The organism is Streptomyces sp. NPDC034111 (assembly GCF_055575375.1).
In genome coordinates, this window is the sequence record NZ_JBVIST010000021.1 from 136,332 (window position 1) to 147,253 (window position 10,922).

At 72.2% G+C, this 10,922-nt stretch carries 10 protein-coding genes; 6 read left to right on the top strand and 4 right to left on the bottom strand.

From position 1 onward, the window contains the following. Positions 1 to 53 precede the first annotated feature (53 nt). Positions 54 to 893 carry a sulfurtransferase gene (locus ACZ55A_RS32155; RefSeq protein WP_468847587.1) on the top strand — a complete coding sequence of 280 codons (840 nt, stop codon included), beginning with the start codon at positions 54 to 56 and terminating at the stop codon, positions 891 to 893. Between the two features lie 75 nt (positions 894 to 968). Here ACZ55A_RS32155 and sepH read toward each other — a convergent pair whose 3' ends face one another. Then, positions 969 to 2,039, bottom strand: coding sequence for a septation protein SepH (gene sepH / locus ACZ55A_RS32160; protein ID WP_468847590.1), 1,071 nt, complete (start codon positions 2,037 to 2,039; stop codon positions 969 to 971). A gap of 497 nt (positions 2,040 to 2,536) precedes the next feature. On the opposite strand from sepH, the gene ACZ55A_RS32165 reads away from it, so the two are divergent. Beyond that, positions 2,537 to 3,634 carry a hypothetical protein gene (locus ACZ55A_RS32165; RefSeq protein ID WP_468847593.1) on the top strand — a complete coding sequence of 366 codons (1,098 nt, stop codon included), beginning with the start codon at positions 2,537 to 2,539 and terminating at the stop codon, positions 3,632 to 3,634. An 86-nt stretch (positions 3,635 to 3,720) separates the two neighbouring features. Here ACZ55A_RS32165 and ACZ55A_RS32170 read toward each other — a convergent pair whose 3' ends face one another. Continuing rightward, a complete protein-coding gene (locus tag ACZ55A_RS32170; RefSeq protein WP_468847596.1) occupies positions 3,721 to 5,064 on the bottom strand; it encodes a D-arabinono-1,4-lactone oxidase in 1,344 nt (447 codons plus the stop codon). 195 nt (positions 5,065 to 5,259) lie between these two features. Then, the gene (locus ACZ55A_RS32175) at positions 5,260 to 6,534 is read right to left on the bottom strand and encodes an MFS transporter (RefSeq protein ID WP_468847599.1); all 1,275 of its coding nucleotides are present in this window, start codon (positions 6,532 to 6,534) and stop codon (positions 5,260 to 5,262) included. Between the two features lie 194 nt (positions 6,535 to 6,728). Here ACZ55A_RS32175 and ACZ55A_RS32180 point away from each other — a divergent pair, with 194 nt between their 5' ends. Further along, entirely contained in the window at positions 6,729 to 7,883 is a 1,155-nt protein-coding gene (locus ACZ55A_RS32180) for a ferrochelatase (protein WP_468847602.1), read from the top strand. 54 nt (positions 7,884 to 7,937) lie between these two features. Further along, positions 7,938 to 8,768, top strand: a complete 831-nt coding sequence (locus ACZ55A_RS32185) for an inositol monophosphatase family protein (protein ID WP_468847605.1) — start codon at positions 7,938 to 7,940, stop codon at positions 8,766 to 8,768. A gap of 81 nt (positions 8,769 to 8,849) precedes the next feature. Here ACZ55A_RS32185 and ACZ55A_RS32190 read toward each other — a convergent pair whose 3' ends face one another. Beyond that, positions 8,850 to 9,026, bottom strand: a complete 177-nt coding sequence (locus ACZ55A_RS32190; protein ID WP_468847608.1) for a hypothetical protein — start codon at positions 9,024 to 9,026, stop codon at positions 8,850 to 8,852. A 328-nt stretch (positions 9,027 to 9,354) separates the two neighbouring features. On the opposite strand from ACZ55A_RS32190, the gene ACZ55A_RS32195 reads away from it, so the two are divergent. Continuing rightward, a complete protein-coding gene (locus ACZ55A_RS32195; RefSeq protein ID WP_006602630.1) occupies positions 9,355 to 10,008 on the top strand; it encodes a response regulator transcription factor in 654 nt (217 codons plus the stop codon). Between the two features lie 6 nt (positions 10,009 to 10,014). Further along, positions 10,015 to 10,922: sensor histidine kinase (locus tag ACZ55A_RS32200; protein ID WP_468847611.1), on the top strand; the 908-nt coding region annotated here is incomplete at its 3' end.

The window sequence follows — 10,922 nt, forward strand, 5'->3', positions numbered from 1 at the left end:
AGGGTGGGCACCCGCCTTCTGTACGTAGTCGCCGCTACGCAAGGATGAGACCCATGAATGCCATCATCACCGCTACCGAACTCGCGAGCGAGTTGGCCGGACCCACCCCGCCGGTGCTCCTGGACGTCCGCTACCAGCTCGGCGGGCCGCCCGGCCGCCCCGAGTACGAGGCCGGTCATCTGCCCGGCGCGGTCTATGTCGATCTCGACGGTGAACTGGCCGGTCCGCCCGGCCCGGTCGGCCGTCACCCGCTCCCCGACCTCGACGTCTTCGCCGACGCGATGCGGGCCGCCGGCGTCCGCGCGGACCGCCCGGTGGTCGTCTACGACGGCGGCCAGGGCTGGGCGGCGGCCCGTGCCTGGTGGCTGCTGCGCTGGAGCGGCCACCCCGAGGTGCGGGTGCTGGACGGCGGTCTCGCCGCCTGGCAGGCGTCCGGCGGTGCGCTGAGCGCCGGCGAAGTGACCCCCGAGGCGGGGGACTTCACGCCGATGCCCGGCGCGCTGCCGCTGCTGAGGGCCGACGACGCGGCCGCGCTGGCCCGTCGCGGTGTCCTCCTCGACGCGCGCGCCGCCGAGCGCTACCGCGGCGAGGTGGAGCCCATCGACAAGGTCGCCGGCCATATCCCCGGCGCGGTCTCCGCACCGACCACCGAGAACGTCGCCGAGGGCGGCACGACCTTCCGTCCCGCGTCCGAGCTGGTCGAGCGGTTCGCGGCCCTGGGCGTCACACCGGACAGGGAGGTCGGCGTCTACTGCGGCTCCGGGGTCTCCGCGGCCCACCAGGTGCTGGCCCTCGCGGTCGCCGGTATCCCCGCGGCGCTGTACGTCGGTTCGTGGAGCGAATGGTCCGCCGACCCGTCCCGCCCGGTCGCCACCGGCCCGCAGCCCGGCTGAGCCCGTCCGGGCTCCGCACGACGCCGTCCGCCCGTCCCCCTGGAAGGAGGGACGGGCGGGTGGTGTCTACGGGTGCTACTCCGGCTTCTTCCTCCGGGTGCCGAAGACGATCTCGTCCCAGCTGGGCACGGCCGCCCGGCGCCCTGGCCGGACACCGTCCGCCTCCGCCTGCCGGTCCGTCGTCCCGGTCAGCCGGTCTCGGTGGCCGGCCACCGCCCGCGGCATCAGCACATCGGCGTACGCGGAACCCGCGCCCGCACTGGCCGCCGGGGCCGGCGGCTCCTCGACCTCGGCCTCGGAGTCCTCGTCGCTCTGCGGAGCCTTGGCGCTTTCCGGTACGACCATGTCGCCACGGAAGCTGGGCACCGCCTCCAGCAGGCTGGTCAGCGAATCCCGCTCGCGCTCCCGCTCACCGACGGCCTCCTCCGCACCCCGCGGCTCGCTCTCCTCGCCGCCGGACTGCGCCGCGCGCTCACCGCGCTCGGACGTCTGCCGGTCCAGGGCACGGTCCAGCGGCCGGTCACGCGGCAGCCGTGCGATCCGCGGTACGAACGGGAAGCTCGGCTCGGGCGTGTCGTCGCTCTCGCCGATCAGCGCCCGGGCCTCGTCGTCCACGGCCTGGACGAGCCGGCGCGGCGGGTCGTAGGTCCAGCTCGCCGAGTGCGGTTCGGCCGCGACGCGGTAGACCAGCAGCACCTCCCAGGTGCCGTCGTCCCGGCGCCAGGAGTCCCACTGGACGCTCTCCTTGTCGGCGCCGCGCAGCAGCAGCCGCTCCGCGACCGCCTCACCGAGCTGCGGACCGGTGTTCTCGCCGGGCCGTCGCACGGGTGTCTTACGGGCCCGCTCGGCCATGAAGGCGCGCTCGGCGAGCACCGGGCCCTCGAAGCGGCGCACCCGGTCGACGGGGATGCCGGCGAGCTGGGCGACCTCTTCGGCGGAGGCACCTGCTCTTATCCGCGCCTGGATGTCCCGCGGACGCAGATGGCTCTCGACCTCGATCTCGATCTGGCCGAGCCGCGCACGGTCGTTGCGGACGGCGGCGCGCAGCCGTTCGTCGATCGGAAGCGTGTACTCGGTGCTGTCCGCAGCTTTGAGCACCAGCCGTGTGCCGTCGTTGGAGACGGCCACGACACGCAGTTCGGGCATGGGGACCTCCCGGGTGGTGCCTGCCGACGTCACGTGCGTCGCTGCTTCCGCTAGTCGAGTGTGGCCTGCCCGGGTGCAGCCTGCCACAACATTGCCGAGTTGCCCGGCGTGTCGAGGCTTGGCCCCCAAACGCCGTTATGACACGGTTACCAGTTTGCAACGCTCAGTGACCATGCCGCTTGTCCTGTCGCCGTCACCCGTGCCGAGCGGCGGCGCCCCAGGGTGAGTGCCGCCTGCTGGGCCCCCTCCCGCGGGTTCCGGGCAGCCGGACGGGAACCGGGGCCAGGGTTCGCCACAGTACTCCATTCGGACCACTGAGGTGGACCGCCGCGCCGCTGAACTTCTGGGCGGGCAACGGGGTTCGGTCGCCTTGTCGATCTCTCTACCAGGCACAGAGGTGGCAAGTTTCACAGATTCCCCAAAATCGGAACTAAAGACTCCGCCAATTGGTCACTTCTCCATGCAAGATGGATCGAAGGGGCTATCAAAGGTAGGAGATGGACAAGGAAACCGAAACCGCCACGAAAGAGAAGGAGAAGCGGATCGACCTGAGCGTGGCTCAGGTTGCCGGCAGCGCGCTCGCTGCGGCCGCCGCCGCGTTCCTCGCGGGGCAGCTCGGTGTGTACGGAACCATCATCGGCGCAGGTGTGGTCAGTGTCGTGGCCACGACAGGTGGCTCGATATTCCAGCACCTCTTCCGGCGCACCGGCGAACAGATCAAGGAGGCATCGGTCGCCACCAGACCGAGGCCCCGCCGCTTCTCCTCCCGCACTCGATCCACCACCCAGCAGACCAGGCAGGACCCCACGCGGGTGCTGCCGACCTTCGACAAACAGGGCACGGAGGACCCGGTCACCTCCGTCGCCGCCCGGACACCCCCGTCCGACACGGCGCGCACCCAGTTGATCCCGCGGGCCGAACAGGCCCGTCGCCGCGATCCGGCAAGCGCCCACCCCATGGACCGGACCCAGCTGGTGCCCCGCCTCGACGAGCGGACCATGGCACCGGGCCGGTCGGCCGCCCGCCCGGCCGACGTCACCACGGTGCTTCCCACGGCCGGCAGGCCCGAGGAAGTGAGCACCGCGACGTACGGCACCCGGCTGCGCGGCTGGAAGCGGCCGGCGCTCGGCGCGCTCGTGGTCTTCGTACTGGCGATGGGTGGGGTCACCGCGACCGAGCTGTTGACGGGGCAGACGCCCAGCGGGGCAAAGGGCACCACGCTCGGCAACCTCACCCACAACGGTGGGGGGAGCCGGCAGCAGCCCAGCGCACCGGAATCGCCCGACCCAGGCCATGCGCCGGGTCACGGCGGCCGGCAGGGCGGCGGCGACGGAGCGTCCCCGGACCCCGGCCGGTCCGGTGACAGCGGTACCGGTCAGGACAGGGGAAGGGACAACGGCACCCCGGACCCGGACCCGTCCGACGGCGGCAAGAGCTCGCCGGACCCGGACACCTCATCGTCCCCGGATCCGTCGCCGAGCGGATCCTCGGACAGCGGCGGTGACGCCGGGACCGGTGACGGCCCGACCGGCGGTGAGAGCCCCGGAAGCCAGCAGGATCCCGGGGCACAGGCCCCCGACCCGGGCGCTTCCTGACCCGGGCGGACCGGCCGTCCGTACGGCTCCGCAACGGCCGCGGTCCGGTGCCCCCTTCCGGGGCGCCGGGCCGCGGCCGGCGTCGGTCAGTCCCCCAGGACCCGGCGCAGATACGCGTTGGCGAACCGGCGCTCCGGGTCCAGCCGGTCGCGGACCGCGGTGAACTCGCCGAACCGCGGATAGACCTCGGCGAGACGGGAGGCGTCGCGGGTGTGCAGCTTCCCCCAGTGCGGGCGCCCCTCGTGCGCCGTCATGATCCGCTCGGTGGCCGCGAAGTACGCCTCGTACGGCGTCCCCCGGTACATGTGCACGGCGATGTAGGTGGTGTCCCGGCCCGAAGCGGTGGACAGCGGGAGGTCGTCGGCCGGCGCGGTGCGCACCTCCACGGGGAAGCTGATCCTGAAGTCCGAGCGCTCCACCAGGGCCTTGAGCTCACCCAGCGCGGCGACCGCGGCCGCACGGGGCAGCGCGTACTCCATCTCCACGAACCGCACCCGCCGCGGTGAGGTGAACACCTTGTACGGGATGTCGGTGTACGTACGGGCCGACAGTGCGCGGCTGGAGAGCTTGGCGATGCCCGGTATGGCTGCCGGCACCGCCCGGCCTACGGTGCAGGCGGCCTGGAAGACCCCGTTGGACAGCAGCTCGTCCTCGATCCAGCCGCTGACCCTGCCCGGCGGCGCGGCCGGGCCCTGGCTGCGGTTGTTGCGCTTGGTGTTGCAGTTGCCGGTGTGCGGGAACCAGTAGAACTCGAAGTGCTCGTTCTCGGCGATCAGCTCGTCGAACCGGCCGGTCACCTCGTCGAAGGGCATCGGCTCCTCGCGGGCGGTCAGCAGGAACTCCGGCTCCACGGCGAAGGTCAGCTCGCTGATCACGCCCAGTGCGCCCAGGCCCAGCCGGGCCGCCGCGAAGACGTCCGGGTTCTCCTCGGCGGAGCAGGTCAGCACCGAGCCGTCGGCGGTGACCAGTTCGAGGGCGGTGAGCTGGGCGGCGATCGAGGCCGAGTCGCGGCCGGTGCCGTGGGTGCCGGTGCTGACCGCCCCGGAGACGGTCTGCTCCATGATGTCGCCCATGTTGGTCAGCGACAGCCCGTGCGCGGCCAGGGTCTCGTTGAGGCGCTTGAGGGGCGTACCGGCGGCCACTGTCACCGTCCCGGCCTCGCGGTCGATCCGGCGTACGCCGGTCAGTCGCTCGGGGCGGATCAGCAGCCCGTCCGTGGCGGCGGCCGGGGTGAAGGAGTGTCCGGTGCCGGCCGCCTTGACCGTCAGTCCGTCCGCGGCCGCGGTACGGATCGCGGACGCCAGCTCCTCGGTGCTCGCGGGCGCCGCGCTCCGGGCGGGGTGGGTGGTGACGTTGCCGGCCCAGTTGCGCCACGGTCCGGCACTCGGGCCGCGCCCTCCCGAGCCGCCGACGGCGTTGCTGACTGCCATGGTGACGTCCCCTTCCTCCGCGCGGGCCGGCCGGTTCGGCCGCCGTTGGTGTGAGCGCATGATGTCAGTCACCGACGCGACATCCACAGGGGGTGACGGGAATCACACGATCAAGGAAATCGGCCGCAATCGCCCGGCTCCCGGACATCTCGTACCGCCGGTAACCCGGAGGCGGCGGGTCCGCTCGGAACCGCCCTACGCGACGCTCTCCTCGCCCTGCCGCTCGGCTGCCACGCCGGCCGGATCCGGCTGCCCCTCGGCGACGGTCCGGCCCGCCACGGCCGGCACCGGCCCCGGGCGGAGCCTGCGGTAGCCCGCGAACGCCACCAGCGCGGCGAGCACACCCGCCGTCACCGGTACGAGATAGCCGCGGGCGGCGCCCGCGGCGTCCACCACCCAGCCGGCCGCCGAGGAACCCAGCGCCACCCCGACCGCCAGACCGGTGCTGGTCCACGTCATGCCCTCGGTCAGCTGCGCCCGCGGCACATGCTCCTCGACCAGCGCCATCGTGGTCACCATCGTCGGCGCGATGGACAGGCCCGCGACGAAGAGCGCGACCGCCAGCAGCGGCAGCGAGCCCACCAGCTGGAGCGGCACCATGCTCACCGCCATCGCGCAGACCCCCACCACCCAGCGGCGCGCCGGATGCCCCTTGAGGTGCAGCAGCCCGAAGACGGCACCGGCCACACATGAGCCGAGTGCATAGACCGCCAGCACCAGGCTGGCCGCCGCCTTGTGCCCCTCCTCCTCGGCGAACGCCACGGTCACCACGTCGATCGCCCCGAAGATCGCGCCGGTCGCCACAAACGTCCCCACCAGCACCTGGAGGCCCGGCGAGCGCAGCGCCGAACCCGTGGCGTGCTGCGCCCGCGGATGCGGCACCGGCTCGGTCGTCCGCTGCGACGTCAGCCAGAAGACCCCGGCCGCCAGGAAGCCGCCGGCCAGCAGCGGACCGGCCTCCGGGAACCACGCGGTGGACAGCCCGATGGACAGGATCGGCCCGACGATGAAGCACATCTCGTCGACGATCGACTCCCACGAGTACGCGGTGTGCAGCTCGCGCGGGGAGCCACGGTAGAGCTCCGCCCAGCGTGCCCGGACCATCGAGCCGACGCTCGGTACGCACCCCACGCAGGCCGCGAAGACGAAGAGGAGCCAGTCCGGCCAGCGCTGCTGCGCGCTCAACAGCAGACCGGCCACCGCGGCGAGCGAGACCAGCGTCGCCGGGCGCATCACCCGGCGCTGGCCGTGCCGGTCCACCAGCCGGGATATCTGCGGCCCGATGACCGCCGCGGACAGCGCGAGGGTCGCCGACAGCGCGCCCGCCAGGCCGTAGCGGCCGGTCAGCTGGGAGACCATCGTGACGATGCCGATGCCCATCATCGACAGCGGCATCCGGCCCAGGAGTCCGGCAGCCGAGAAGGACTTGGTACCGGGGCGGCCGAAAAGGGCGCGGTAGGGACTGGGCAACGGGGGCGCTCCGCCGGATCAGGACCGAAGATCGGTAAGCAATGGGGGGTAAGCAATGTCTGTAGCCGACACAGCTTACGGGCGGAGCGCTCCCGGCGCCTCCGGATTTCCGCCAGTGCCGGTGGCCCCCGCCGCCCTCCCCGGCCCCGGGGCCTGCCCACCGCGCCCGGAGCAAGGGTGGCAGGATCGATGGCATGCCCGAACAGTGCGATCCCGCCCCCTATGACGCCCTGCTGCTGCTCTCCTTCGGCGGCCCCGAAGGCCCCGACGACGTCGTGCCGTTCCTGGAGAACGTCACCCGCGGCCGCGGCATCCCCCGCGAGCGGCTCAAGGAGGTGGGGCAGCACTACTTCCTGTTCGGTGGCGTGAGCCCGATCAACGCCCAGAACCGTGAGCTGCTGGACGCACTGCGCAAGGACTTCGCCGAGAACGGCCTGGATCTGCCCGTCTACTGGGGCAACCGCAACTGGGCGCCCTACCTGACCGACACCCTGCGCACGATGGTGAACGACGGCCACCGCCGGATCGCCACCCTCGCGACCAGCGCCTACGCCTCGTACTCGGGCTGCCGGCAGTACCGCGAGAACCTCGCCGATGCGCTCGCCGCCCTTCAGGCGGAGGGGCTGCCGGTGCCCCAGGTGGACAAGCTGCGGCACTACTTCAACCACCCCGGCTTCCTGCGGCCGATGATCGACGGGGTGCTGGCGTCCCTGGCCGAGCTGCCGGCGCCGGTGCGGGACGGCGCCCACCTCGCCTTCACCACGCACTCCATCCCCACCGCCGCCGCCGACACCTCCGGCACCCCCGAAGACCACACCGAGGGCGGCGAGGGCGGCGCCTATGTCGCCCAGCACCTGGATGTGGCACGGATGATCGCCGACGCCGTACGGGAGGAGACCGGCGTGGCGCACCCTTGGCGGCTCGTCTACCAGTCGCGCAGCGGCGCCCCGCACATCCCCTGGCTGGAGCCGGACATCTGCGACCACCTGGAGGAGCGGCACGCCGCGGGCGTCCCCGCCGTCGTCATGGCCCCCATCGGCTTCGTCTCGGACCACATGGAGGTCAAGTACGACCTCGACACCGAGGCCACCGCCAAGGCCGCCGAGCTCGGCCTGCCGGTCGTCAGATCGGCCACCGTGGGCGCCGACCCCCGGTTCGCCGCGGCCGTCCGCGACCTCCTCCTGGAGCGCGCGGCGACCGAGCGGGGCCGCACCCCCGAGCGCTGCGCCCTGGGCGCCCTCGGCGCGAGCCACGACCTCTGTCCGGTCGGCTGCTGCCCGGCCCGTGCGCCGCATCCGGCCGCCGCGGGCGCCGACTGGCGGGGCCCGGTCGCGGACGCCCCCGCATAAGCCCGTACGCCCCCACCTCCCGCCCGCCCACCGCTCGTCCGAGCAAGGAGCATCGTGCCCGACCCGCTGCACTCCGATCCGGCGCAGAACGACGCGCTGTACGACGAACTTCTCGACCTCGCCCTGGAGGCCGCCCGCCGCGCCGGGACGCTGCTGCGCGACGGCCGGCCGGCCGACCTCGATGTGGCCGCCACGAAATCCAGCCCCATCGACGTCGTCACCGAGATGGACATCGCCTCAGAGAAGCTGATCACCGGCTTCCTCGGGGAGCGCCGCCCCGACGACGGCTTCCTGGGGGAGGAAGGCGCCAGTACGGAGGGCACCAGCGGCATCCGCTGGGTGATCGACCCCCTCGACGGCACCGTGAACTACCTCTACGGCCTGCCGTCCTGGGCCGTGTCCATCGCGGCGGAGAAGGACGGCGAGGCCGTTGTCGGGGTGGTCGCCGCCCCGATGCGCGGCGAGACCTACCAGGCCGTCCTGGGCCGTGGGGCGCTCAACAACGGCAAGCCGGTCCGGCACCGGCCCGCGCCGCCGCTCTCCCAGGCGCTGCTCGGCACCGGCTTCGGCTATCTGGCGGACCGCCGGGCCGCCCAGGCAGAGGTGGTGCGCACCCTGCTGCCGCAGGTCCGCGACATCCGGCGGGCCGGGTCGGCCGCGATCGACCTGTGCGATGTGGCCTGCGGACGGCTCGACGCCTACTACGAGCGCGGGCTGAACCCCTGGGACCTCGCGGCCGGCGCGCTGATCGCCCGCGAGGCCGGTGCGCTCACCGGAGGCCGCCCCGGCCGGGACGCCTCCCACGAGCTGACCCTGGCCGCCTCCCCGGCCCTCTTCGCGCAGCTCCAGCCGCTGCTCGACGAGCTGGGCGCCTGGCACGACTGAACCCGGCCGCCCCCGGGCGTGCCAGCGCCCCGGCACCATCCCCTGGATGCCGGGGCGCTGTCGCCGTACGACGGCGGGCGGTCAGGCGTTGCTTACCGCCCCGTACCGCACGCCGTGCTCGCTCGCCAGTCGCTGCAGGTCTTCGAGTTCGGCCTGCTCGACCTCGGCGAGGAAGTCATCTCCCGCAGCGCGGGCCTGGTCCAGTTCGGCTTCGGTCTTCTCTATGCGCTGCAGAATGCCTGCGGTGAACGCGTCCATGTGCGCCCCCTCGTCGTGGGTCGGTGGCACGGGGGTGTGCCGACGGGTGGGTCGATCACGGCGTGATCCCTGCGATGGTTCAGTTACATGGCAATTCGGGTCGCCACATGAACAGGGCGTGATCGCGGGTGTGCACTCGTCCTCCCCATGCGGACCCTCAGGGAAACCTCAACCCGGCCAGGAATCCTGTCGAGCGCGCTCCACGGGCCTGCCCTCCACCCCTCCGTACCTGCTCTTACCGCCGGTTTACGGCTGTTCGGGGCAGGATGGAAGGGCTCTGAGACTTTGTTGTGCCTGCCCGAGAGGGCTGTGAGGAAGGACTAGCGACGTGCGTGTTCTCGTCGTCGAGGACGAGCAGCTGCTCGCCGATGCGGTGGCCACCGGACTACGCCGGGAGGCCATGGCCGTCGACGTGGTCTACGACGGCGCCGCCGCCCTCGAACGGATCGCGGTCAACGACTACGACGTCGTCGTGCTCGACCGTGATCTTCCGGTCGTCCACGGGGACGACGTCTGCCGCAAGATCGTCGAGCTCGGGATGCCCACCCGCGTCCTGATGCTCACCGCCTCCGGCGACGTCAGCGACCGCGTCGAGGGCCTGGAGATCGGCGCGGACGACTACCTCCCCAAGCCCTTCGCCTTCACCGAGCTCACAGCCCGGGTACGCGCCCTGGGGCGCCGTACGACCGTCGCGCTGCCGCCCGTCCTGGAGCGGGCCGGCATCAAGCTCGACCCCAACCGCCGCGAGGTCTTCCGCGACGGCAAGGAGGTCCAGCTCGCGCCGAAGGAGTTCGCGGTGCTGGAGGTCCTGATGCGCAGCGAGGGCACGGTCGTCTCGGCCGAGCAGCTGCTGGAGAAGGCCTGGGACGAGAACACCGACCCGTTCACCAACGTCGTACGCGTCACGGTCATGACGCTGCGCCGCAAGCTCGGCGAGCCCGCGGTGATCGTCACCGTCCCCGGCTCGGGATACCGGATCTGACCGGCGATGCCCTCCCTGCCCTCGTTCTCCAAGGCGGCCGCCCCGCCGCCGCCCATGCCGCCCAAGCCCACCTGGGACCCCCGCCCGGTCAACGTCCGGCCGTTCCCGTGGCTGCGCCCCACGATCCGGATACGGCTGACGCTCCTGTACGGCGGCATGTTCCTGATGGCCGGCATCGTGCTGCTCACGATCATCTACATGCTGGCCGCGGACGCGCTGCACGACGGCAGCGCGCTGCCGCTGAAGATCCTGGGCGGCAAGTTCGAGTCCACCAGCGACATCTGCGACCTGCCCACCCAGACCTCCGGACCGCTGCTCCAGGAAGCCGTCAACCAGTGCCTCCAGCAGCAGCGCGCGGTGGCCCTCAACAGCCTGCTCAACCGCTCACTGCTGGCGCTGCTCGGGCTGACCGTCGTGGCGTTCGCGTTCGGTTATGCGATGGCGGGGCGGGTGCTTGCGCCGTTGGGGCGGATCACTCGGACCGCGCAGCGGGTGGCGGGGTCGGATCTGCACCGGCGGATCGAGCTGGGTGGGCCGGACGATGAGCTCAAGGAGCTGGCGGACACCTTCGACGAGATGCTGGACCGTTTGGACCGGGCGTTTGAGTCGCAGCGGCGGTTTGTTGCCAATGCCTCGCATGAGCTGCGTACGCCGTTGGCGATCAATCGCACGCTGTTGGAGGTGCAGCTCGCCGACCCGGATGCTTCGCCGGAGCTGGCGCAGCTGGGCAAGACGTTGCTGGCGACGAATGAGCGCAGTGAGCAGTTGGTGGAGGGGCTTTTGCTGCTGGCGCGCAGTGAGAACAAGGTCGTGGACAAGAAGCCGGTGGATCTGTCGGAGGTGGCGGCTCAGGCGGTTGATCAGATGCGGCAGGAGGCGCAGGCGAAGGGGGTGGAGCTGCGGGGGGTGCGGCA

What these genes read in the sequence shown, in the direction of transcription:
- ACZ55A_RS32155 (WP_468847587.1), top strand. Translation starts at nt 54, where the DNA reads ATGAATGCCATCATCACCGCTACCGAACTCGCGAGCGAGTTGGCCGGA.
- sepH (WP_468847590.1), bottom strand. Translation starts at nt 2,039, where the DNA reads ATGCCCGAACTGCGTGTCGTGGCCGTCTCCAACGACGGCACACGGCTG.
- ACZ55A_RS32165 (WP_468847593.1), top strand. Translation starts at nt 2,537, where the DNA reads ATGGACAAGGAAACCGAAACCGCCACGAAAGAGAAGGAGAAGCGGATC.
- ACZ55A_RS32170 (WP_468847596.1), bottom strand. Translation starts at nt 5,064, where the DNA reads ATGGCAGTCAGCAACGCCGTCGGCGGCTCGGGAGGGCGCGGCCCGAGT.
- ACZ55A_RS32180 (WP_468847602.1), top strand. Translation starts at nt 6,729, where the DNA reads ATGCCCGAACAGTGCGATCCCGCCCCCTATGACGCCCTGCTGCTGCTC.
- ACZ55A_RS32190 (WP_468847608.1), bottom strand. Translation starts at nt 9,026, where the DNA reads ATGGACGCGTTCACCGCAGGCATTCTGCAGCGCATAGAGAAGACCGAA.